The 24,163-nt window shown below is 63.9% G+C and carries 19 protein-coding genes; 10 read left to right on the top strand and 9 right to left on the bottom strand.

Going from position 1 to position 24,163, the window contains the following annotated elements; translation table 11 throughout:
• Positions 1-83: 83 nt before the first annotated feature.
• Positions 84-338, top strand: a complete 255-nt coding sequence (locus CK220_RS25275; protein WP_170950361.1) for a hypothetical protein — start codon at positions 84-86, stop codon at positions 336-338.
• On the opposite strand, the gene ggt is transcribed toward CK220_RS25275, so the two are convergent.
• From ggt to CK220_RS25290, 3 genes are all read right to left on the bottom strand, one after another.
• Complete coding sequence (gene ggt, locus CK220_RS25280) at positions 339-2,078, bottom strand: gamma-glutamyltransferase (protein WP_095814125.1); 1,740 nt, start codon at positions 2,076-2,078, stop codon at positions 339-341.
• A 149-nt stretch (positions 2,079-2,227) separates the two neighbouring features.
• Complete coding sequence (gene rhaI, locus CK220_RS25285) at positions 2,228-3,520, bottom strand: L-rhamnose catabolism isomerase (RefSeq protein ID WP_095814126.1); 1,293 nt, start codon at positions 3,518-3,520, stop codon at positions 2,228-2,230.
• Between the two features lie 89 nt (positions 3,521-3,609).
• The gene (locus CK220_RS25290) at positions 3,610-5,712 is read right to left on the bottom strand and encodes a bifunctional rhamnulose-1-phosphate aldolase/short-chain dehydrogenase (RefSeq protein WP_095814127.1); all 2,103 of its coding nucleotides are present in this window, start codon (positions 5,710-5,712) and stop codon (positions 3,610-3,612) included.
• 187 nt (positions 5,713-5,899) lie between these two features.
• Here CK220_RS25290 and CK220_RS25295 point away from each other — a divergent pair, with 187 nt between their 5' ends.
• From CK220_RS25295 to CK220_RS25325, 7 genes are all read left to right on the top strand, one after another.
• The gene (locus tag CK220_RS25295; protein WP_095814128.1) at positions 5,900-6,709 is read left to right on the top strand and encodes a DeoR/GlpR family DNA-binding transcription regulator; all 810 of its coding nucleotides are present in this window, start codon (positions 5,900-5,902) and stop codon (positions 6,707-6,709) included.
• A 55-nt stretch (positions 6,710-6,764) separates the two neighbouring features.
• Positions 6,765-7,760, top strand: coding sequence for a rhamnose ABC transporter substrate-binding protein (gene rhaS, locus CK220_RS25300; protein WP_095814129.1), 996 nt, complete (start codon positions 6,765-6,767; stop codon positions 7,758-7,760).
• A 131-nt stretch (positions 7,761-7,891) separates the two neighbouring features.
• A complete protein-coding gene (locus CK220_RS25305; RefSeq protein ID WP_245429396.1) occupies positions 7,892-9,448 on the top strand; it encodes a sugar ABC transporter ATP-binding protein in 1,557 nt (518 codons plus the stop codon).
• Positions 9,445-10,422: an ABC transporter permease gene (locus CK220_RS25310; RefSeq protein WP_095814131.1), complete on the top strand. Its 978-nt coding sequence runs from the start codon at positions 9,445-9,447 to the stop codon at positions 10,420-10,422. The genes CK220_RS25305 and CK220_RS25310 overlap by 4 nt, the downstream gene beginning before the upstream one ends.
• On the top strand, positions 10,419-11,420 hold the full coding sequence (locus tag CK220_RS25315) for an ABC transporter permease (protein WP_095814132.1): 1,002 nt from the start codon (positions 10,419-10,421) through the stop codon (positions 11,418-11,420). The genes CK220_RS25310 and CK220_RS25315 overlap by 4 nt, the downstream gene beginning before the upstream one ends.
• Complete coding sequence (gene rhaM, locus CK220_RS25320) at positions 11,420-11,734, top strand: L-rhamnose mutarotase (protein ID WP_176479203.1); 315 nt, start codon at positions 11,420-11,422, stop codon at positions 11,732-11,734. The genes CK220_RS25315 and rhaM overlap by 1 nt, the downstream gene beginning before the upstream one ends.
• Entirely contained in the window at positions 11,731-13,089 is a 1,359-nt protein-coding gene (locus CK220_RS25325; protein ID WP_095814134.1) for an FGGY-family carbohydrate kinase, read from the top strand. The genes rhaM and CK220_RS25325 overlap by 4 nt, the downstream gene beginning before the upstream one ends.
• A gap of 238 nt (positions 13,090-13,327) precedes the next feature.
• Here CK220_RS25325 and CK220_RS25330 read toward each other — a convergent pair whose 3' ends face one another.
• A complete protein-coding gene (locus CK220_RS25330; RefSeq protein ID WP_095814135.1) occupies positions 13,328-14,584 on the bottom strand; it encodes a D-amino acid dehydrogenase in 1,257 nt (418 codons plus the stop codon).
• Positions 14,585-14,742: 158 nt separating this feature from the next.
• The gene (gene galE / locus CK220_RS25335; protein WP_095814136.1) at positions 14,743-15,738 is read right to left on the bottom strand and encodes a UDP-glucose 4-epimerase GalE; all 996 of its coding nucleotides are present in this window, start codon (positions 15,736-15,738) and stop codon (positions 14,743-14,745) included.
• A gap of 281 nt (positions 15,739-16,019) precedes the next feature.
• Here galE and hemA point away from each other — a divergent pair, with 281 nt between their 5' ends.
• Positions 16,020-17,297 carry a 5-aminolevulinate synthase gene (hemA, locus tag CK220_RS25340; protein WP_095814137.1) on the top strand — a complete coding sequence of 426 codons (1,278 nt, stop codon included), beginning with the start codon at positions 16,020-16,022 and terminating at the stop codon, positions 17,295-17,297.
• Positions 17,298-17,444: 147 nt separating this feature from the next.
• Here hemA and CK220_RS25345 read toward each other — a convergent pair whose 3' ends face one another.
• Together CK220_RS25345 and mscL are read right to left on the bottom strand one after the other, a co-directional pair.
• Complete coding sequence (locus CK220_RS25345) at positions 17,445-18,611, bottom strand: pyridoxal phosphate-dependent aminotransferase (protein WP_095814138.1); 1,167 nt, start codon at positions 18,609-18,611, stop codon at positions 17,445-17,447.
• A 104-nt stretch (positions 18,612-18,715) separates the two neighbouring features.
• Entirely contained in the window at positions 18,716-19,138 is a 423-nt protein-coding gene (gene mscL / locus CK220_RS25350; protein WP_066996877.1) for a large conductance mechanosensitive channel protein MscL, read from the bottom strand.
• A gap of 249 nt (positions 19,139-19,387) precedes the next feature.
• On the opposite strand from mscL, the gene CK220_RS25355 reads away from it, so the two are divergent.
• Positions 19,388-22,873: a PAS domain-containing hybrid sensor histidine kinase/response regulator gene (locus CK220_RS25355; protein WP_095814139.1), complete on the top strand. Its 3,486-nt coding sequence runs from the start codon at positions 19,388-19,390 to the stop codon at positions 22,871-22,873.
• On the opposite strand, the gene CK220_RS25360 is transcribed toward CK220_RS25355, so the two are convergent.
• Both CK220_RS25360 and CK220_RS25365 read right to left on the bottom strand, forming a co-directional pair.
• Entirely contained in the window at positions 22,874-23,533 is a 660-nt protein-coding gene (locus CK220_RS25360; protein WP_095814140.1) for a response regulator transcription factor, read from the bottom strand. It abuts the gene before it with no gap.
• A 114-nt stretch (positions 23,534-23,647) separates the two neighbouring features.
• Complete coding sequence (locus CK220_RS25365) at positions 23,648-24,085, bottom strand: hypothetical protein (protein ID WP_095814141.1); 438 nt, start codon at positions 24,083-24,085, stop codon at positions 23,648-23,650.
• Positions 24,086-24,163 lie beyond the last annotated feature (78 nt).

Genomic DNA, 24,163 nt, shown 5'->3' on the forward strand with positions numbered 1-24,163 from the left:
AATCCCTCGGTCAAGACGAATACGGCTCGGCCAGCCCCTTTGATCCGGACGATCTGCCGAATCTCAACGCCATGGGACCGGCGATGGGCAGCGGCAATGATTTCGAAAAATATGCCGTTGCCGTCATCATCGTGTTCGGCGCGCTGATCATCGGCGGCCTGATGGCCGCCTCGATGACCTTCGGCCACCGCAACGGCTTCCTGTTTGCGTTGGGCGGCGCCACTTCGGCCTGGATTTCGGGCAACGCGCTGCTGATTGACCGGCCGCGCATTTATGCGCTGTTCGTCGGCATCGCCGCGGTGCTGCTGATTGCCTCGACCATTACCCTTGTGGTATAGTCAGTAGCCCAGCGCCTCGCCGGAAGCGGCGCGGCTGTCGATGGCTCCGTTATAGCGGGCGCCGCCGCCTTTCTCGATCTCCGCCAGGCTCTTGCCGCCGACCAGGATGCCGGCCGCCTGGCCCCAGGTCTGGTCGCTGAGATCGAGATGATAGCCCATCCCGGCAAGCAGCCTTTCGGTGTCGGGGGAAAGCCCGAAAGGCTCGACATAGACGGTGTCGGGCAGCCATTGATGGTGGATGCGCGGCGCGTCGATCGCTTCCTGGATGTTCATGCCGTGGTCGATGACGTTGACGATCGCCTCCAGCGTGATGGTGATGATGCGCGAGCCGCCCGGGCTGCCGATGACCATGAACGGCTTGCCGTCCTTCGTGACTACAGTGGGGCTCATCGAGGACAGCGGCGTCTTCTTCGGCTGGATGGCGTTGGCCTCGCCCTGGACCAGTCCGTAAAGGTTTGGCACGCCCGGCTTCTGAGTGAAATCGTCCATTTCGTTGTTGAGCAGGATCCCGGTGCCGTCGGCGACGACGCCGGCGCCGAAAGAACCATTGAGCGTATAGGTGACGGCTACCGCGTCGCCGTCCTTGTCGATGATAGAATAATGGGTGGTTTCCTTCGACTCGCCGAAGCCCTTGGGCATCAGGTCCTTCGAGACCCCGGCGCGGAACGGATCGATCTTGTCGCGGATGTCCTTGGCATAGCCCTTCTCGAGCAGTTTCGAGACCGGATTGTCGACGAAATCCGGGTCGCCGAGCGCCGAATTGCGGTCGACATAGGCATGACGCATGGCCTCGACCATGACGTGGACGGTCTCGGCAGAGCCGGCGCCGAGATAGGACAGCGGATAGCCTTCGAGCACATTGAGGATTTCGCAGATGATGACGCCGCCCGAGCTCGGCGGCGGCGAGGAGATGATCTCGTAGCCCCGATAGGAACAGGTCACTGGCTTCAGCTCGCGCACCGCGTATTGCTCGAAATCCCCTTTGGCGAGGATGCCGCCCTTGGCCCCGCTCGCCTTGACGATCGCGTCGGCAATCGGCCCTTTGTAGAAGGCATCGGGCCCTTTCTCGGAGATCGCCGAGAGCGAGGCCGCAAGGTCCGACTGAACTAGCTTCTCGCCGATGCCATAGGGCTTGCCGTCTTTTTTCAGGAAGATGCCGGCGGCGGCTGGGTCCTTCCCCAGACGGTCGGCGCTGCCGGCGAAGGAAGCCGCGTCGCCCTGGTTGAGCACGAAGCCGTCCTTGGCATAGGCGATCGCCGGGGCCATCAGGTCCTGTCTGGGCAAGGTGCCGTATTTCTCGCGCGCCATCTCGAAGCCGGCCACCGAACCAGGCACGCCGACGGCGAGATAACCGTCGAGGCTGGCACCTTTGATCGGCTTGCCGTCCTTGTCGAGATACATGGTCTTGGTCGCGGCAAGCGGCGCGCGCTCGCGAAAATCGATGAAGGTCGAGCGGCCGTCCTTCAAGCGGATGGTCATGAAACCGCCGCCGCCGATATTGCCGGCGTTGGGATAGACGACCGCCAAAGCATAGCCGACGGCGACCGCCGCATCGACGGCGTTGCCGCCCTTCTTCAGCACGTCGACGCCGACTTCGGTGGCGAGATGCTGGGCGGTCACCACCATGCCGTGCTCGCCCTTGGCGGGAGCCGGCGAAGCCGCAAAAACGGCGGTCGATGGCGTGAAGGCAACAGTGAGTGCAAGGCTGACGGCGATCAGCGTCCGGCGGGTGAGATGCATGGCAGGTCTCCAAGGCGGGGGACGCCCAGGAAAGACGGTTGGAGCGGTTTAGTCCAATAACAATTGAAGTAGCCGCTCTGCCCGGGGTTCTCTTTTCAAGGCAGGCGCCGCCAATTGTGAGATTTGTCGGAGGTGATCCCGGATTCGCCTCAAACAATCCCGCCGCCGCCACCGCCAACGGCCGGCCTTTGCGCCGCGACCTTCGCCCGGTAGCCGGCCTGGCGATAGGCGGCGACCGGATCGATGGCGCCGCCGGTCCTGAGCCGCGCCATGGCGAGGATCGGCTCGACATCGGTGCGGTAGGCAGTCTTCAGCGTCTGCGTCGCCATCAGCGCGTCATTCGCTTCCTGGAAACCTTCCAGCGCCTTGCGGTCGACCAGCAGCGCCTGCGCATAGGCGCGCTGCACCTCGACCGCGGACAGCATCAGGCTTTCGATCGGATCGGTGACGTTGTGGCTCTGGTCGAGCATATGCGCGGGATGGAATCCTTTCGCGCCGGAAAGCTCGGCATCGACCAGCTCGTTGAAGACCAGGAACAGCCGGTAGGGATCGATCGAGCCGGCATCGAGATCGTCGTCGCCGTATTTGGAATCGTTGAAATGGAAGCCGCCGAGCTTGCCGAACTGGATCAGCCGTGACACGATCATCTCGATGTTGACGTTCGGCGCGTGGTGGCCGAGATCGACGAGGCAGAATGCCTTGTCGCCGAGCCCCTTGGCAATGATGTAGTTGGTGCCCCAATCCTGCACGACCGTCGAATAGAAGGCCGGCTCGTACATCTTGTGCTCGGTGAACAGCCGCCAGTCGTCCGGCAGGCCGGCATAGATTTCCCGCATGGCGTCGAGATAGCGCTCGAAGGCCTTGGCGAAATTGACCTGGCCGGGGAAGTTCGAGCCGTCGCCGATCCATACGGTCAGCGCCTTCGACCCCAGCGTCTTGCCGATCTCGATGCATTCGAGATTGTGCTCGACCGCCTGGCGGCGCGTGCCGGCATCGGCATGCGATAGCGAGCCGAATTTATAGGAGAGCTTCTGGTCTTTCGTGTCGGAAAAGGTGTTGGAGTTCATCGCATCGAAGCCAAGGCCGAAACGCGCCGCCGCCTGCTTCAGCCGGTTCGGATCGGCCTTGTCCCACGGGATATGCAGCGAGACGGTAGGCGTCGCCTGCGTCAGCTGGCTGATGACGGCGCAATCCTCGATCTTGTCGAAGATGTCGCGCGGCTCGCCGGCGCCGGGAAAACGGGCAAAGCGCGTGCCCCCGGTGCCGACGCCCCAGGACGGGATCGCGACGCCGAATTTTTCCACCTCGTCGCGGATCGCATCGATGGCGATGCCGCACCGGTCGAGGCGCTCGCCGAGCGAGGCGTAGTCACGCTCGAGGTCGGGCTTGCGGGCAGCGTTGTGCTTGGCAACGAGGTCACCCGAGATAATCTGTTCGGACACTGCAATTCCTCCCAAGAATGCGTTCGGCCAGCGCCGCCCCTCATCCGCCTGCCGGCACCATCTCCCCGCACAACGGGGAGAAGGAAGGCCTACCGCGTAAAGCTCTGCGCGTTGCCGGCGTCGACATTGACGATGTTGCCGGTCGACTTGGCCGACATGTCGGAGGCGAAGAAGTAAATCGCCTCGGCGATGTCCTCCGGGAAGACCGAACGCTTCAGCATCGAGCGCGAGCGGTAATGCTCCTCGAGGTCGTCGGTCGACATCTTGTAGGCGGCGGCGCGCTGTTCCTTCCATTCGCCGCTCCAGATCTTGGAGCCGCGCAGTACGGCGTCCGGATTGACGACGTTGACCCTGATCTGCGCCTCGGCACCTTCCAGCGCCAGGCAGCGCGCCAGATGGATCTCGGCTGCCTTGGCCGTGCAGTAAGCGGCGGCGTTGGGCGAAGCGGCGAGCCCGTTCTTGGAGGCGACAAAGACGACGTTGCCGCCGATCTTCTGGGCGCGGAACAGCCGAAAGGCCTCGCGCGAAACGAGGAAATAGCCGGTCGACAGGATGTCCATATTCTTGTTCCACAACGCCAGCGTCGTCTCCTCGATCGGCGCCGAGGAGGCCAGGCCGGCATTGGAAACCAGAATGTCGATGCCGCCGAACTGGACAGCCGTCTCGGCGAAACCTGTAGCGACCTGATCTTCCGAGGTCACGTCGATCCGCACCGGGCGGACGAAGTCCTTTCCGTAGGCCCTCGACAGCTCTTCGTGAGCGCCGGCAAGCGCGGCCTCGTCGATATCGGCGAGCACGACGCAGGCGCCTTCGCGCAACAGGCGGCTGGCGGTGGCGCGGCCGATGCCGCCGGCCCCGCCGGTGACCAGCGCGATCTGTCCCGCCAGCGCCTTCGGCTTCGGCAGGCGCTGGAGCTTGGCTTCTTCCAACTGCCAGTATTCAATGTCGAAGGCCTCCTGTGCCGGCAGGCCGACATAGGACGAGACGGTCGAGGCGCCGCGCATGACGTTGATGGCGTTGACATAAAACTCGCCCGATATGCGCGCTGTCGCCTTGTCGCCGGCGAAGGTGAACATGCCGACGCCCGGCATCAGATAGACGACCGCGTTCGGATCGCGGATGGCGGGCGAGTCCGGATGTTTGCAGCTGTCGTAGTAAGCCTGGTAGCCGACGCGATAGGCGGCAATGTCGTCGGCGAGGCGCGCGATGACGGCGTCGACATCCGGCTTTGCCGGATCGAACTCGATTACCAATGGCCGGATCTTGGTGCGCAGGAAATGATCCGGGCAGGAGGTCCCCAGCGCCGCCAGCGGCCGCAGGTCTTTCGAATTGACGAATTCGAGCACCGCCGGCTGATCGTCGAAATGGCCGAGCTTATGGCTCTTTTCCGAGATCAGGCCGCGGATTCTCGGCATGAGTTTCGCGGCAATGGCGCGCCGTGCCGGTGCGTCGAGCGACTTCACCACCTCGCCGCCGAAGATCGCTTTGCCTTGCGATTTACGCTCGAACCAGTCGATCGCCTGGTTGATCACTGAAATCGTCGTTTCGTAGCATTCCTTCGGCGTGTCGCCCCAGGTGAAAAGGCCGTGGCTTTCGAGGACCACGCCTTTTGCGTCGGGGTTCTCGCGGCAGAATTTCTCCAGCCAGAGGCCGAGCTCGAAGCCCGGCCGTTTCCAGGGCAGCCAGCCGATGGCCTCGCCGAAGACCTCTTTCGTGATCGCCTTGGAATCCTTCGCCGCGGCGATCGCGATGATAGCATCGGGATGCATGTGGTCGACGCAAGCCTTCGGCACGAAGGCATGCAGCGGCGTGTCGATGGAGGCCGCGCGCGGATTGAGGTTGAAGGTGCAGTGGGGCAGATAGCCCACCATCTCGTCCTCGTGGTCGACGCCGCGATAGAGGCCCTTCAGCGCGCGCAGCTTGTCCATGTAGAGGGTCGCAAACCCGTCGAGCTTGATCGAGGCGCTGTCGCCGCCCGAGCCCTTGACCCACAGCACCTCGACGTCCTCGCCGGTCAGCGGGTCTTTCTGCCAGACCTTGGACGAGGTGTTGCCGCCGCCATAATTAGTGACGCGCTTGTCGGAACCCAGCGTGTTCGAGCGATAGACCAGAAGCTCGGGACCGCTCATCCCTTCGGCCTTTGCATCGTCCCACAGATTGGCGAGGCGCGAGCCAGAGCGCTTGTCGAGCATAGGTATCCTCCCTTGGGACGCTAAAAGGGCGCAGTCCGTTTTGGCTGGAATGTCTACGCAACAGGCGCTCTTGTCAATCAAAAACGATCAAGACCGATCATATTGCACTGCACAATGAAAATATGTGATCGGAAATGATTGACACTGCGCGTTTTCTGGTGCCTGATAGCCAAGCAGGGAGGAACCATTGCACGAGAAAGAGCGCCACAGGATCATTCTGTCCGCCGTCCAGGAAAAGCCTGTGGTGACGGTGCAGGAAATGGTCGACCTGACGGACTCCTCCGAGGCGACGATCCGGCGCGATATCGCGGCCCTGCATGTGCAAAAACGCCTGCGCCGGGTGCGCGGCGGCGCCGAGGCGATCTCACCGCCGCAAGTCATCGGCCTTGCCGGCCGGCCCTTCTCTGTCAACGAGACGCTGAACGCCGCACAGAAGCGGGCGATCGCGCGGGAAGCGGTGAACCTGTGCAAGGACGGCGAGCCGATCATCATCAACGGCGGCACGACGACCTTCCAGATGGTGCATTTCCTGACCGGCCGCCGCATGCCGATCTTCACCAACTCGTTCCCGATCGCCGAGCATCTGCTCAAGCATTCGAAGAACACGGTGATGCTGTCGGGCGGCACGATCTATCGCGAGCAGAACATCATCCTGTCGCCCTTCGACAATGACGTGACGCGCAATTTCTATGCGCGCCGCATGTTCATGGGCGCGCAAGGCCTGGGGCCGCTCGGGCTGATGGAAGGCGACCCGCTGCTGATCCAGGCGGAGCAGAAACTGATCGACCAGGCCGACGAGCTGGTGGTGCTGGTCGATTCCTCGAAATTCCGCAAGCGCTCCAGCCTGATCCTGTGCGGGCTGTCGCGCATCACCACCGTGATCACCGACGACGGCATCGACGACCGCGAAGCCAAGATGCTGGAAACCGCGGGCGTGGCGCTGATCGTCGCCCGCAAACAGTCAAGCGACAAGGAAGAATCTTCACTGCAGGCCTGAGGACAACTCGCACCCGCAGCGGCGATGGAATGCAACGCTCAAGGGAGGATATTCGATGAGCTTTTTGAAGAAACTGCTGGTAACGGCGGCCTTGTCCGCCGCAATGTTCGTGAATGGCGCCTATGCCGAGAACGTCAAAATCGCGCTGGTCGTGAAATCGCTCGGCAACGGCTTCTTCGACGCCGCCAACAAGGGCGCCGAGGAAGCGGCCAAGGAACTGGGCGATGTCGACGTCATCTATACCGGTCCTACCAAGGCGACGGCGGAAGCGCAGATCGAGGTGATCAACTCGCTGATCGCGCAGAAGGTCAACGCCATCGCCGTCTCGGCCAATGACGCCGATGCGCTGGTGCCGGTGCTGAAGAAGGCGATGGATCGCGGCATCACCGTGATCTCGTGGGATTCCGGCGTCGCCAAGGAAGGCCGCCAGCTTCACCTCAACCCGTCCGACACCAACTTGATCGGCGAGACCATCATCAAGCTCGCCGCCGACTACCTGCCGGAAGGCGGCGATGTCGCCATCCTCTCGGCATCCTCGACCGCCACCAACCAGAATGCCTGGATCGAAGCGGCCAAGAAGGTGCTGCCGGAGAAGTTCCCGAAGATCAAGCTGGTAGCCACCGTCTATGGCGATGACGACTCGGCCAAGAGCACCGACGAAGCCAAGGGCCTGTTGAAATCCTATCCGAACCTCAAGGCGATCATCGCGCCGACCACCGTCGGCGTCGTTGCCGCCGCGCAGGTCGTCACCGACGAGAACCTGATCGGCAAGGTCAACGTCACCGGCCTCGCGCTGCCGTCGGAGTTCAAGAAGTTCATCGACAACGGCGCCAGCCAGGCGGTCGCGCTGTGGAACCCGATCGACCTCGGCTACTCGGCGATCTATCTCGCCCATGACCTGGCGGTGAAGAAGGAAGAGGCCAAGCCCGGCGCCACGCTGTCGATCGGCCGCGTCGGCAAAGTGACGCTCGACGACACCAACTCGGCTGCGATGGCTCCGCCCTTCCAGTTCGACAAGACCAACATCGAGAAGTTCTCCAAGATCTATTGATCTGAGGAGCTTCGACCCTCCCCCCAAGGGGGCCCCAAGGGGGGAGGGTCGGCGAGGCGGTGTTGCGAAGCAAAACCGGCGAGACGGGGCGGGGGTGACGACACCTCCATGCACCAGGACCTTAACTTGATATGCTAGACAACCCCTACCCCGCTCACGTTGTTCGCGACCCTCCCCACGAGCGGGGGGGCAAAGTGGCCCCGCGCCTGACGCTCTCAGGCATATCCAAGAGTTTCCCGGGCGTGCGGGCGCTCCACAATGTCAGCCTATCGCTCTACCCCGGACAGGTGACGGCGCTTATCGGCGAAAACGGCGCCGGCAAGTCGACACTGGTCAAGATCATGACCGGCATCTACCAGCCCGATGCCGGCGAAATCAGCATCGACGGCCTGGCCACGACGCTGCCCAGCGCGCATGCCGCCTTCGGCCACGGCATCACCGCGATCCATCAGGAGACGGTGCTGTTCGACGACCTTTCGGTCGCCGAAAACATCTTCCTCGGCCATGCGCCGCGCACCCGCTTCGGCACCATCGACTGGCGCACCATGCGCAAAAACGCGCGCGAAGTGCTGGAGACGATGCGCGCCGGCCATATCGACGCCGATGCTCGGCTGAAGGACCTCGGCATCGCCAACAAGCATCTGGTAGCCGTTGCTCGCGCGATGTCGATCGACGCGCGCATCGTCATCATGGACGAGCCGACCGCCGCACTTTCGATGAAGGAGATCGAGGAGCTTTTCCTCTTGATCGAATTCCTGAAGAGCGAAGGCAAGGCGGTGCTCTTCATCAGCCACAAGTTCGACGAGATCTACCGCATCGCCGACCGCTACACCGTCTTCCGAGACGGCGAGATGGTCGGCGAAGGCCTGCTGAAAGACACCGGCCAGAACGAGATCGTGCGCATGATGGTCGGCCGCAACGTCGACCACATTTTTCCGCAGCGCGAGCCGAAGATCGGCGCGCCGGTGCTGTCGGTCTCCGGCCTGTCGCACCCGACCGAGTTCGACGATATCGGCTTCGAATTGCGCAAGGGCGAAATCCTCGGCTTCTATGGTCTCGTCGGTGCCGGCCGCAGCGAAGTGATGCAGGCGATCGCCGGCATTACCCGCACCAGCCGCGGCACGATTTCGCTGGACGGCAACTCAATCGCGCCGAAATCGGCAGCCGATTCGATCGAGGCCGGCATCGTCTATGTGCCGGAAGAGCGCGGCAAGCAGGGTGTCGTCATCGGCCTGCCGATCTTCCAGAACGTGTCGCTGCCTTCGCTTGCGCGCACCTCGAAATCCGGCGTGCTCAAGCTGGCGGAAGAATTCTCGCTTGCCCGCTCCTACACCGAGCGGCTGGACCTGCGCGCCTCGTCGCTCAGCCAGGATGTCGGCACGCTTTCCGGCGGCAACCAGCAGAAGGTGGTCATCGCCAAATGGCTGGCCACGACGCCGAAGGTGATCATCCTCGACGAACCCACCAAGGGCATCGATATCGGCTCCAAGGCCGCCGTGCACGGCTTCATGGCCGAGCTCGTCGCGCAAGGCCTCTCGGTGATCATGGTCTCGTCGGAGCTGCCGGAAATCCTCGGCATGTCCGACCGGGTGGTGGTCATGCGCGAGGGCCGTATCGCGGCGACCTACGACAACAAGGGGCTGGATGCCGAGACGCTGGTCCGGACGGCAGCGGGGATTGCGGCATGAAGAACTTCCTCAAATATCGCGAGATCTGGCTGCTCGCCGGCATCGCAGTGCTGATCGGCCTGATCTCGACCCGCTTCCCGGGCTTCGCCGACCCCGCCAATCTGCGCCAGGTGTTCAACGACACCTCGATCCTGATGATCCTGGCGCTCGGCCAGATGGTGGTGATCCTGACGCGCTCGATCGATCTCTCGATGGCCTCCAACCTCTGCTTCACCGGCATGGTGGTGGCGATGCTCAACGCCGCCCATCCGGCGATCCCGATCCCGGTGCTGATCGTCATCGCGTTGGCCGTCGGGCTGGTGCTCGGCGCCATCAACGGCTTCCTGGTGTGGCGGCTGAACATTCCTTCGATCGTGGTGACGCTGGGCACGCTCACCATCTATCGCGGCGCCACCTTCGTGGTCTCCGGTGGCGCCTGGGTCAACGCCGACCAGATGAGCCCCGACTTCATCAACTTCCAGCGCGCCGCCTTCCTCGGCCTGCCGATGCTGTCGTGGATCGCGCTTCTCGTCATCGCGCTGTTCTTCCTGGCGATGACGCGCACGCAGGTCGGCCGCTCGATCTATGCCATCGGCGTCAACCCGACTGCGTCGGTCTATGCGGGCATCGATGTCGGCCGCACCAAGTTCATCGTCTTCTGCATTTCCGGCATGATCGGCGGGCTCGCCGGGTACTTATGGATCTCGCGCTACGTGATCGCCTCGGTCGAGGTCGCCAACGGCTATGAGCTCAACATCATCGCCGCCTGCGTCATCGGCGGCATCTCGATTGCCGGCGGCATAGGCTCGGTTGGCGGCGCGGTGCTCGGCGCCCTGTTCCTCGGCATCATTTCCAACGCGCTGCCGGTCATCAACATCTCGCCCTTCTGGCAGATGGCGATCTCGGGAAGCGCCATCATCCTGGCCGTGGTGCTCAACGCGCGCGGCGAACGCCGGCAGGGCCGCATCATCCTCAGAAATGCGGAAGCGGCATGACGGACACCCCTGCCCCGCGTCATGTTCCCGACCGGCTCGACAAGCCGCTTTCTTCGGCGATCTTTTCCTGGGAGGCGCTGCTCGTCGTCATCGCGGTCCTAATCTTCGCGGTGAACAGCCTTGCCTCGCCCTACTTCCTCGATCCCTGGTCGCTGTCGGACCTCACCTTCAACTTCACTGAAAAGGGCCTCATCGCGCTCGCAATGGCGCTGCTGATCATTTCGGGCGAGATCGACCTGTCGGTTGCCGCGATCGTCGCGCTCGCCTCGACGATGATGGGCATGGCGGTGCAGGCGGGCGCCGGCACGCCGGTGCTGGTCGCGATCGGCGTCGTCACTGGGCTCGGCTGCGGCGCTTTCAACGGATTGCTCGTCACCAGGCTCGGCCTGCCGTCGATCGTCGTCACCATCGGCACGATGAGCCTGTTCCGCGGCATCGCCTTCATCATCCTCGGCGACCAGGCGTACAAGGGCTATCCGGAGAGTTTTGCCTTCTTCGGCCAGGGCTATGTCTGGTGGGTTTTCTCGTTCGAGCTGGCGTTGTTCCTTCTCGCGGCGCTGGTCTACTGGTTCGTGCTGCATCGCACGAGCTTCGGCCGGCGCGTCTTTGCCATTGGCAACAATTCGGTCGCCTGCCAGTTCTCCGGTGTGCGCGTCGACCGCATCAAGTTCATCCTGTTCTGCCTCACCGGGCTGATGTCGGGCATCGCCTCGGTGCTGATCACGTCCCGGCTCGGCTCGACAAGGCCGTCGATCGCGCAGGGCTATGAGCTGGAGGCGATCACCATGGTGGTGCTGGGAGGTGTGTCGATCCTCGGCGGCGCCGGCAGCATCCTCGGCGTGGTGCTTGCCGCCTTCATCATGGGGCTGGTGACGTTCGGCCTCGGCCTGCTCAACGTGCCCGGCATCGTCATGTCGATCTTCATCGGCCTGCTGCTGATCATCGTCATTGCGCTGCCCATCGTCTGGCGGCGCCTGCGCGAAGGACGCTTCGCCTGATGGAAAAATATGCCTTCAAGATGAAGCTCAATCCGGGCATGAAGGCCGAGTACAAGCGCCGCCATGACGAGATCTGGCCTGAACTGGTGGCGCTGTTGAGAGAGGCCGGCGTCTCCGACTATTCGATCCATCTCGACGAGGAGACCAGCATCTTGTTCGGCGTGCTGTGGCGACGTGACGATCACGGCATGGCCGACCTGCCCAAGCATCCTCTGATGCAGCGCTGGTGGGCGCATATGGCCGACACCATGGAAACCAAGGCCGACAACGAGCCGGTGGCGGTGCCGCTGGAAACCATGTTCCATATGGCATGATTGTCGCCGTCATCGATATCGGCAAGACCAACGCCAAGGTGGCGCTGGTCGATCTCACGACGCCGAGCGAGATCGCGCTGCGCCGCACCGCGAACGCGCCGGTGCGGCAGGCGCCCTACCCGCATCACGATGTCGAGGCGCTGTGGACGTTCATCCTGAACAGCCTCGCCGATCTCAACCGCGAACGGCGGATCGATGCGATCTCGATCACCACGCATGGCGCGACCGGGGCGCTGGTCGACGCCGCCGGCGAACTGGTGCTGCCGGTGCTCGACTATGAATTCGACGGCCCCGACCAGCTTGCGGCCGACTACGACGCCGTGCGCCCGCCCTTCGCCGAAACAGGCACGCCGCGGTTGCCGATCGGCCTCAATCTCGGCGCGCAATTCTTCTGGCAGCAGAAGCGCTTTCCAGTGGAATTCGCCAAGTCCGCCGCGATGCTGATGTATCCGCAGTATTGGGCGCTGCGGCTGACCGGCGTCGCCGCCAATGAAGCCACGTCGCTCGGCTGCCATACCGATCTGTGGAACCCCTGGACGTCCGACTATTCCTCGCTGATCGACAAGATGGGCTGGCGTCCGCTGATGGCGCCCGTGCGCCCGGCGAAGGACAGGCTCGGATCGATCCTGCCGGCGATTGCCCGACTGACAGGGCTCGACCCCGCGACTCCGGTGTTCTGCGGCCTGCACGATTCCAACGCCTCGCTGCTGCCGCATCTGTTGTCGGATCGGCCGCCCTTCTGCGTCGTTTCGACCGGCACATGGGTGGTGTCGATGGCGGTCGGCGGCAAGAAGGTCAAGCTCGATGCGGCGCGCGACACGCTGGTCAATGTGAATGCGCTTGGCGATCCCGTACCGTCGGCGCGTTTCATGGGCGGACGCGAGTTTTCGCTGCTGACCGAGGGCCAGCCGCAGGACTGGACCAAGGCCGATGTTGCCGCCGTGCTGGCACGCCAGGCCTTGCTGCTGCCTTCAACCCAAGAGGGGTCCGGGCCGTTCCCGCACCGTGCCGCGCAATGGGTCAACGCCGAGGGCTTGCCCCCCGGCCAGCGCTTCACCGCCATCTCGTTCTATCTGGCGCTGATGACCGCGACCTGTCTGGAGCTGATCGGCGGTGACGGGCCGACCACCGTCGAGGGACCGTTCGCGCGGAACCCTCTTTTCATCTGCATGCTGGCGGCAGCGACGGGAAGGCCGGTCGTTGCGTCGGAGACATCGACCGGAACGAGCGTCGGTGCCGCCCTGCTGGCTTCGGACGGCGCTGCCGCTGTGAGCAAAGGCGAACGCACCGAACCTCAGGCCGATCCGGCTTGGGGCGACTATGCAGGGGCGTGGCAGCTGGCCGTTCAGACATAATCGACCACAATCTGACAGGTTGGCGCCGCCCCTTATTGCCCTGCCGGGCATTTCTCCCCGTATAGGGACGGGAGAAAGACGCTGTCGTCGACAGTCTCGCCAGTTGTCGGTGTTGGGCCTCGGCATTGCGGCCAGTTCCCTTCTCCCCGTTCTACGGCGAGAAGTGCCGGCAGGCGGACGAGGGGCGGCGCCAGCATCGGCAATTGGCGACTCGCCAAACACGCCGCAAGTTAAAATCTCAGGCCGCTGTCGCGTAAAGCAACCCTTGTGGATCGATCTCCGGCTTGCGGCCGGCGACGAGGTCGGACAGGAATTTTCCCGAGCCGCAAGCCATGGTCCAGCCGAGATGGCCGTGGCCGGTGTCGAGATAGAGGTTGCGGTATTTCGCCTGACCGAAGATGGGCACGGAACTCGGCATCATCGGCCTCAGGCCTGCCCACAACAAAGCCTTCTTCTCGTCGAAGGCGCCCGGGAACAGATCCTTGCCGGTTTCCAGAATGGTTCTGAAATCGCGCGGCTTGAAGCTGCGGTCGAAGCCGGTGAATTCCGCCGTCGAGGACATACGCAGGCGGTTGCCCAGCCTCGAATAGCCGATCAGCCGGTCTTCGTCGGCGCCGCCCATGGTCGGGCCCTTGCTCTCGTCCTCGAGCGGGACGGTCACTGTGTAGCCCTTCACCGGGTAGACCGGCAGGTCGAGGCCGTAGCGGCGTCCGAACAGGCCGCTTTCCGGTCCCATCGAGATGACGACGGCGTCGCCCGCAACCGGTCCGGCCGAGGTCAATACGGCTCGCACCCGGTCGCCATCGATGTCGAGGCCCTCGATTGTCGTGCCGAACAGGAACCTGACGCCGAGCTTCTCGGCCGCATAGGCGGCAAGCTTGTCGACGAATTGCTTGGAATCGCCGGTCTGGTCGATCGGCGAATAGATGCCGCCGGCGATCTTGTCCTTCACGCCGGCAAGGCCCGGCTCCAACTCGGCCAGGCGGTCGCGGCCGACGATCTCGATCGGCAGGCCGTGCTCGCCGAGATAGCGGTAGTTGTCGGTGCCGGTGTCGAAGCTTTTCTGCGAGCGGAAGAAGTAGAGGATGCCTTTCCTGCGTTCGTCGTAGTGGATGCCGGTCGCCTCCGAGAGCGCATTGATGCAGTCGCGCGAATAGAGCGCGAGCCTCAGCTTGACGTCGGTGTTGGCGCGCAGGCGCGCCAAGGTGCATTCGCGCAGGAAGCGCAGGCTCCAGGCATAGAAATAGGGATCAAGGCGCAGCCGGACCTTGATGCCGAGGTCATGGTTCCAGAGCGCGCGCAGAAAGGTCTTCAGCGCCGCCGGCGAGGCCCAGGCGGTGGCGTCGCCCGGCGAGACCAGGCCGGCGTTGGACTGGCTGGTGCCGCTCGCTGCCGCTTCATGGCGCTCGATCACCGTCACCTCATGGCCGTCTTTGGCCAGATAGTAAGCGGCCGCCGTGCCAACCACGCCGGCTCCGAGCACCAAGACCTTCATGCCGTCCCTCAAGGATCATTCCAATAGTGCGCCTCCGCGCACCACCGCATGCGCCTCAATACCGCGTCTAAACGCGCCGGACGAGCCCTTGGCCCAACAGGTCAGTCTCGTTACGCAATTCCGGACGGAAAAGCGCTACACACTTGTCCTGGAATTGCTCAGTTTCGAACGGAGTTCTTGGTCGTCAGGATGCGTTCCCAGGCCAGCGCATCCTTGACGATCTGGTCGAGGTCGTCGCGCTGCGGCGTCCAGCCGAACTCCTTGCGGGCAAGGTCGGAATTGGCGACCACGGCGGCGGCGTCGCCCGGTCGTCGTTCACCCATGCGAACGTCGAAATCATGGCCGAAGGCGCGGCGCACGCTGTCGATTACTTCCAGCACCGAATAGCCGTGGCTGTAGCCGCAATTGGCGACGAGACTCTCGCCGCCATCGCGCAGTCGCTGCAGCGCCAACCGGTGCGCCGCCGCCAGATCGCTGACATGGATGTAGTCGCGGATGCAGGTGCCGTCCGGCGTCGGATAGTCCTTGCCGAAGACCTGCATGAATGGCCGCTTGCCGAGCGCCGTCTCGCAGGCGACCTTGATCAGATGCGTGGCGCCGGGCGTCGACTGTCCGGTGCGTCCCTTGGGATCGGCGCCGGCGACATTGAAATAGCGCAGCGCCGTATAGCGGATGTCGTGCGCAATCGCGGCATCGCGCAGCATCCACTCGCTCATTAGCTTGGACAGGCCGTAAGGCGATTCCGGCGCCAGCCGCGCATCCTCGCGCACCGGCTCCAGCCCGGCGCCGCCATAGACGGCTGCGGTGGACGAGAAGATGAAATGCCGCACACCCGCGCGCACAGCGGTTTCGATCAGCGTGCGGGTCTTGCAGGTGTTGTTCTCGTAGTAGCCCAGCGGATCGGCGACCGATTCCGGCACCACGATCGAGCCGGCGAAATGGATGATGGCGTCGACCTTGTTTTCCCGGATGATCCGGCCGACCAGTTCGCGATCGGCGACGTCGCCGACGACGAGCTTCGCCTCGGGCGCCACCGCCCATTCGAAGCCGGTGGAAAGCCGGTCGAGCACGACGACGCTTTCGCCGGCGTCCAAAAGCTCCCAGACCATGTGGCTGCCGATATAGCCGGCACCGCCCGTCACCAAAACCGTCATCGCTTACCTCGCTGATCTAGATCTTTCGGAAACTGTCTCAACAGCCGCCATGCTGGAAACCCCGCCGTAAGCCCATTAGCCTCCCATTTTAGTGTTAAGTCTGTAACAGTTCCTCCCGCCCGAGGCATCGTACCGAAACAAAACTGGTTCACATCCCCGGGAATAGGCCATGATCCGGCATCGTTAGGAACAGGCGCGGGGCGTGGCATTTTGACCGGTGCGGCGCGGTGGACGTAACATAGGCCCGTGACTATGATCCGGCGCAAAATTGGGAAGCCGACATGAACTACCAGCGGTTCTTCGAAGACGCGATCGACCAGCTCCATGCCGAGCGGCGCTACCGCGTTTTCGCCGACCTCGAGCGCATCGTGGGCAAGTTTCCGCGCGCCATCTGGCGCTCCAACGGTCGCGCCCAGGAAATCACCGTCTGGTGCTCCAACGACTATCTCGGCATGGGCCAGAACCCGGACGTCATCGCCGCCTTCCAGAACGCGGCAGGCCGGATGGGCTCGGGCGCCGGCGGCACCCGCAACATTTCCGGCACGTCCAACCCGCTGGTCGAGCTCGAGCATGAACTCGCCGACCTGCACGACAAGGAGGCGGCGCTGGTCTTCACCTCCGGTTTCGTTTCCAACGAAGCCTCGATCTCGACCATCGCCAGGCTCTTGCCCAACTGCCTGATCATCTCGGACGAACTGAACCACGCCTCGATGATCGAAGGCGTGCGGCGTTCCGGCGCCGAAAAGAAGATTTTTCGCCACAACGACGTCGCGCATCTGGAGAGCCTGCTGCAGGCGGCAGGGCGCGAGCGCGCCAAGCTGATCGTCTTCGAAAGCGTCTATTCGATGGACGGGGACATCGCGCCGATCAAGCAGATCGTCGAACTCGCCGAGCGCTACAACGCCATGACCTATATCGACGAGGTGCATGCCGTCGGCATGTATGGTGCGCGCGGCGGCGGCATCACCGAGCGCGAGGGCCTTGCCGACCGCATCGATATCATCGAAGGCACTTTGGCCAAAGCCTTCGGCACGCTGGGCGGCTACATCACCGGCACGAGCGCCGTCATCGATGCGGTGCGCTCCTATGCGCCGGGCTTCATCTTCACCACCGCGCTGCCGCCGGCGATCGCGGCGGCCGCCACGACCTCGATCAGGCATCTGAAGCGCTCGCAAGCCGAGCGCGACGCGCAGCAGCGCCAGGCAGCGCGGACCAAGCAGGTGCTTGCCGCGGCCGGGCTGCCGGTGATGGAATCGGCCACCCATATCGTGCCGGTGCTGGTCGGCGATCCGGAGCTTTGCAAGATGGCGAGCGACCGCCTGCTTGGCGTCCACGGCATCTACATCCAGCCGATCAACTATCCGACGGTGCCGCGCGGCACCGAACGGCTGCGCATCACGCCAACACCCTTCCATTCGGACGCGCTGATCGCCGAACTGCAGGACGCGCTGGTCGAGACCTGGGACGCGCTCGGCATCCCCTATGCCGCCTCAGGCCGCCCCGTCGTCGCCAAGAGCGACCGGATTATTCCACTCCTGGTGCCGAAATCAGGCGGCTGAAGCCGGATTGAAACTCGCTCCGGCGGCCATCCGCTGCAACTTTCTGCGCTTCCGGTGCTCACGGACCTGAATGTCCGCTGCGCTCCGGTTCTCGAAACCCGCACCGGCTGATTCACCTGAGCGAGTTTCAATCCGGCTTCTGGCGGTTCAGACCGTCTTCATCCATTTCGCCAGGCGATTTGCCGCTTCCTCGAGCTGATCGAGGCGGCGGTGGAAGCATAATCTGAGGAAGGCCTCCCCGCCGGGGCCGAAGGCCGTGCCGGGCGCCAGGCCGACATTGGCGTTGTCGACGATGTCGAAGGCGGCGGCGCGGGAATCGGTGATGCCGTCGACGGTGAAGAACAGATAGAACGCACCTTGCGGCACGGTGAAGCGCGCCTTGCCGGTGGCACCCAGGACGTCGCAGACCAGATCGCGCGCCGCACGTGCCCGCTCGACCTGCTCGACGATGAAGCCGTCGCCCTCGTCGAGGGCCGCAACCGCGCCACGCTGCATGAACTGGGCGACGCCCGAGGTCGAGTACTGGATCAGGTTCTCGAACACCTGCTGCAGCGCCGGATGGGTCTTGATCCAGCCGACGCGCCAGCCGGTCATCGCCCAGTTCTTGGAGAAGCTGTTGACGAACAGGATGCGGTCTTCCGCCGTTGCGATATCGAGGAAAGACGGCGCGCGGCCGTGGCCATAGTGGAACAGCGCATAGATTTCGTCGGCGATGATCCAAAGCTTCTTCGTGCGGGCCAGATCGAGGATCGCTTGAAGCGTTTCCTTATCGGCGGTCCAGCCAGTTGGGTTCGAGGGGGTATTGATGAAAAGCGCCTTGGTCCGCGGCGTGACGGCAGATGCGATCTTGTCGACATCGCAGGACCAGCCATTGCCTGACTGGTCGAGCGTGACCGGCACGGGAACAGCGCCGGCAACACCGGCGGCGGCGGCGAAATTCGGCCAGGCCGGCGAGAGATAGACGACCTCGTCGCCGCTGCCGGCGATCGCGTCGATAGCCAGTTGAATGGCATGCATGCCCGAGCCGGTGACGATGAATTCTTCCTCGGCGAAGCGCTGGCCGAAATGCCTGGCATAGTAGCGGGCGAGCGCCTGCCTGAGCTCGGGAATGCCTTTCTGCCAGGTGTAGAAGGTCTCGCCATTGGCGAGGCCGCCTGCGGCGGCATCGCTGATGAAGGAAGGCGTCGGCAGGTCGCCCTCTCCGGCCCATAGCGGGATCAGGCCTTCGCGCAAGCGGCCGTGATTGACGACGGCGACAATGCCGCTTTCGGGGGCAGCACGGGCTTCGGCGCGCAAGGTCTCAATCAGGGTCATGGACAAATCCGGGCTCGTTTTGCTGCGCTCTTACCAGATCGCTGAACGGAAAACCCCAGCCGCAAGCGGCCGGGGTTTTGGTCCAGCGAAGAAAGTTGGATGCATTACTTCCTGGCGAGCAGGTCGCGGATTTCAGTCAGAAGCTGGACATCCGCCGGCGGCGGCGCGGCGGCAGGCGCGGGCTTCTCTCGCTCCAGCCGTCTGCGCAGATTGTTCACCGCCTTGACCATCAGGAAGATGATGAAGGCAAGGATCAGAAAATTCAGCACGACGGTGATGAAGCTGCCATAGGCGAAAACCGCGCCCTCTTTCTTGGCTTCGGCCAGCGTGGCCGAATGGACATTGGAGGACAGCCCAAAGAAATAATTGTTGAAGTCGAGCCCGCCGAAAATTGCGCCGATGATCGGCATGATGATGTCGCCGACCAGCGAGTCGACGATCTTGCCGAAGGCGGCGCCGATGATGACGGCGACGGCCAAGTCCATCACATTGCCCTTGGAGATGAATTCCTGGAATTCTTTCAGCATCCGACCCTCCTTGCCATGACGGGCCGCGCTGCCGCCCCGGCTCTCCGGCGCCGACCCGAAGCCACAATAACAAAAACCCCCAGTTGCAAAACCGGAAAAAGGGCGAGGCCACCGGTTTGTCCCTGACCGGCTCGCGCTTCCGGGCGTCACCGCGCACCTATGCGCCGAAAGCCGCGGTGGACTTGAGGGCCAAGCTGTGGTTGCGTTTGATAACCGGGCGAGGAGCCGGTCAGGGAGGAAGTTCGAACCATGCAAGGCTGGTTCGTCGTCATCATCGCGATCGCCTATGTGACGCTGCTTTTTGCGATCGCCAGCGTCGGCGACCGGCGCTCGGTAGCAGCCGGGCTCGGCCGCGCGCGGCCCTCCATTTATGCGCTCAGCCTCGCCATCTACTGTACCTCCTGGACCTTCTTCGGCTCGGTCGGGCTCTCCTCCGAGCGGGGTCTCGAATTCCTCGGCATCTACACCGGCCCGGTGCTGGTCTTCGTGTTCGGCTTCCCGCTGCTCAACCGCATCGTCCGGCTGGCAAAGAGCGAAAAGATCACCTCGATTGCGGACTTTCTCGGCGCCCGCTACGGTAAGAGTTTTGCCGTCGCGGCGATCGCGACGCTGATCGCCACGGTGGGCGCCGTGCCCTATATCGCACTGCAGCTTAAGGCGATCTCCGGCTCGGTCAGCCTGATGATCGAGCACTATACGGGATCGCCGCCCTCCTTTGATCCTTTTGTAAGCGACATCTCGCTGGTGGTGGCGATGCTGCTGGCGCTGTTTGCGGTCCTGTTCGGCACCCGCCACGCCGACGCCACCGAACACCAGGACGGGCTGGTGCTGGCGGTCGCGGTCGAGACCGTGGTCAAGCTCGCCGCCTTCCTTGCCATCGGCCTGATGGTAACTTTCCTCATCTTCGGCGGTCCCGGCGACATGCTGGCGACGCTCGCCGCGAATGCCGACGTGCGCCAGGCGATGGGCTACAACACGTCCCTGGCCACCTGGCTGGTGCTGACGACCTTGAGCGGTTTCGCCATCCTGATGCTGCCGCGCCAGTTCTACGTCACCATTGTCGAGAACCGCAGCGAAGCGGAACTGCGCACCGCGACCTGGGTGTTTCCGCTCTATCTCGTGGCGATCAACCTGTTCGTCCTGCCGATCGCATTTGCCGGGCTGTCGCTGGTCGGCGCAAGGACCAGCAGCGACCTCTACGTGCTGTCGCTGCCGCTGTTCAGCGGCCACGACGTGCTGGCGATGATCGCCTTCATCGGCGGCCTGTCGGCGGCCACCGCCATGGTCATCGTCGAGAGCGTGGCGCTGTCGATCATGATTTCCAACGACCTCGTCATCCCGCTGTTCGTGCGTCGATTGCTCAAGACCACGTCTTCGGAGAACGAAGACTGGTCGACGCTGATCCTGAACGTGCGGCGGGCGTCGATTTTCATCATGCTGTTCATCGCATTCCTCTACTATCGCGAGAGCACCAACAGCGCGCGGCTGTCCTCGATCGGGCTGATGTCGTTTGCCGCCATCGCGCAATTCGCCCCCGCGCTGATCGGCGGACTGATCTGGCGCCGCGCCAATGGCCGCGGCGCCGCGCTCGGCATGGTCGCCGGCATCGCAGTGTGGGGCTACACGCTGCTGCTCCCTTCGCTGGTCGGTCCCGGCTCCGACTTTGTCGTCCATGGCCTGTTCGGCTTCGAGGCGCTGAGACCCCAGGCGCTGTTCGGCACCGTCGGCGAGCCGCTGAACCATGGCGTGCTGTGGAGCCTGTCGGTCAACACGCTATTCTTCGTGATGGGTACGCTGTCCCGCGCATCGGTGCCGCTGGAGCGCATCCAGGCGGCAATCTTCGTGCCGCGCGAAGCCGGCCCGATGCCAAGCCTGCGCCGCTTCCGCACCGCCGTCACCGTCAACGACCTCAAGGACACGATTGCCCGCTATCTCGGCGTCGAGCGCACCGAGCGTTCCTTCCAGTCCTTCGAGAAGAACGCGAACGTCTCCCTGCACGGCAAGGAACAGGCCAGCATGGACGTCATCCGTTTCTCGGAGCAGTTGCTGGCGAGCGCCGTCGGCTCGTCGTCGGCGCGGCTGATCCTGTCGCTGCTGTTCCGCCGCAACGACCGCGACTCCAAGGACGCCTTCCGGCTGCTCGACGACGCCACCGAGGCGCTGCAGCACAACCGCGACCTGCTGCAGATCGCTCTCGACCAGATGGAGCAGGGCATCACCGTCTTCGACCGGGATTTGCGGCTGATCTGCTGGAACCGGCAATACCGGGCGCTGTTCGATCTGCCCGACGAGATGGGCCAGGTGGGCGTGTCGCTCGACCAGATCCTGCGGCATCTGGCCGAGCGCGGCGATATCGCCGCCGACCAGCGGGTGACGATGCTCAACCGGCTGACCAGCTTCGTCGGTCCTTGGCAGATGGAGCTCAGGACCAGCGGCCGCATCCTGGAGCTGCGCTCCAACCCGATGCCCGACGGCGGCATTGTGGCCACCTATGCCGACATTTCCGGCCGCGTCGAGCAGGACCTGGCGCTGAAGCGGGCCAATGAATCGCTGGAGCAGCGGGTCAGGAGCCGCACCGCCGAGCTTACCCGCGTCAACGAGGAGCTGGCGCAGGCGCAGATGCTTGCCGAGGAAGCCAATCTCAGCAAGACCCGCTTTCTCGCCGCCGCCGGCCACGACATCCTGCAGCCGCTCAACGCCGCCAGGCTCTATTGCTCCTCGCTGATCGAGAAGGCCGGCAAGGGACCGGCCGGCAGGGCCGCGACCAACATCGAATCCTCACTGGAATCGGTCGAGACCATCCTCGGCGCGGTGCTCGACATATCGCGGCTCGACGCCGGCGCGTTGAAGCCCGAGGACACCGCCTTCAGCCTCGGCGGCCTGCTTGGCCAGATCGGCAACGATTTTCGCCCGCTCGCCGCCGAAAAGAAGCTCGGCCTGAAAATCATGCCGTCGTCGCTCGGCGTGATGACCGACCGCAATTTGCTTCGCCGGCTGATCCAGAACCTCGTTTCGAATGCGATCAAATACACGCGCGACGGCCGTATACTGGTCGGCGTGAGAAGGCGCGGCGAGCTGGCCGAAATCCAGGTGATCGACACCGGCATCGGCATTGCCGGCGACAAGCTGAACACCGTCTTCCACGAATTCACCCGGCTGGACGAAGGCGCGCGCGAGGCCGAAGGCCTTGGCCTTGGCCTCTCCATCGTCGACCGCATTGCCAGGGTGCTGAGGCTCGAAATCCGCATCTTCTCCAACCCCGGCAAGGGCACGCGTTTTTCCGTCATCCTGCCGGTCGCCGCGATCGCGGCACCGCCGCGCGAGATGGCAAAGGCCCCCGCGCGCGCGCCATCCTCACTTGCCGGACTCAATGTGCTGTGCATCGACAATGACGCGCGCATCCTCGACGGCATGCGCCTGCTGCTCGAAGGCTGGGGCTGCAGCGTCGAGACCGCTTCGGGATCGCAGCACCTGATGCGCCCCGGCGCGGCAAGGCCGGATGTGGTGCTCGCCGACTATCATCTCGACGGCGGCACCGGGCTCGACGCCATCGCCAGGCTGCGCGCCGCCTACGGCCAGGACCTGCCCTGCGTGCTGGTCACCGCAGACCGCTCCAGCGAGGTGCGCGCTGCGGCTGGCCAGCTCGACGTGCCTGTGATCAACAAGCCGCTGAAGCCTGCCGTGCTGCGCTCGATGATGGCAAGGGTCAGGGCACTGGCGCCAGCGGCGGAGTGATCAGCCCACCGGCTGCAGCGGGTCGCCGCCGATCTTGGAAAGCTGGATCACCGCCTGGGTGCGGCTGTCGACGCCGAGCTTTTGCAATATGGCGGAGACATGCGCCTTGATGGTGGCTTCGGAGACGCCGAGCTCATAGGCGATCTGCTTGTTGAGCAGGCCTTCGGCCAGCATGCCGAGCACCCTCGTCTGCTGCGGCGTCAGCGCCTGCAGGCGCTTGATCAGATCGGAGATCTCCGGATCCCGCTCGACGCCGAGTTCGATGCCGGCGGGTGCTGCGATATCGCCGGCAAGCACGGCCTGCACGGCGCTGCGTATCTCCTCCATGCTGGCGGATTTGGAGATGAAGCCGGACGCACCGAGATCGAGCGCGCGGCGGATGGTGGCGGGATCGTCATGAGCCGACACCACCACCAGCGGCACCGACGAATGGATGCCGCGCAGCGAGATCAGTCCGGACAGGCCGCTGGCGCCCGGCATCGACAGGTCGAGCAGCACCATGTCGATGTCTTCATTGGCCACGACCAGCGCCTTGGCGCTTTCGAAATCGCCGGCCTCGTGGATAGCGGCGACGTCGCCTATGCCGGCAAGCGCTTCCTTCAGGGCGCCGCGAAACAGCGGATGGTCGTCGGCAATGACGAAAGTGTGGCCCGACGGCAAATATTCCTCCCCGGATCCCCGTTGTATGTGGTTCTTACGGGATCGGAACGATTATGCGGCGGCGCGGCGCGTTTTCAAGCAGCAAAGGCCGCGCGCAGGCTTTTTCCCGGGAGCTCAGGTCTTTTGCGGGCTGGGCTTCGAGCCACCGTCGCCTTCCTGCCTATCGATGTCCTTGACGATATCCATGAAGCTGCGGAAGAAGCGCTCCATGTAGCTCATCGTCTTGTTGAAATCCTCCTCACTCGGCAGTTGGGACTCCAGCCGGGCGGAGAGCGAGTTCTCAAGCTTCGCGACGCGCTCGTCGAGTGCCTTCACCGTGCTCTGCAGCCGGTCGATCTCGTCCTGGAAGGCGGAGCGCTCGTCGGCAGCCATCTTGCAGACGAGCTGACCGGAGCGCTCCTCGCAGACCGACATGGCACCGGTCTGGGTGTCCATGCGGACATAGCCGTTAGCGGACTTTTCGAGCCGATAGCGGTCCGTCTCCTCGGAATAGGCCGATGCGGCGACCAGCGAGCAAAGCGCCGCCGGGATCAGAATGTGCTGCAGACGCATGTTGTTTATCCTCCATGAGCCGTTGAGCCAAGAATATCACAGGTTTGCGCCTGAAATGGGGAAGAGTTCGGAAGCACC

This window comes from Mesorhizobium sp. WSM3860, from assembly GCF_002294995.1.
Taxonomy (GTDB): Bacteria; Pseudomonadota; Alphaproteobacteria; order Rhizobiales; family Rhizobiaceae; genus Mesorhizobium.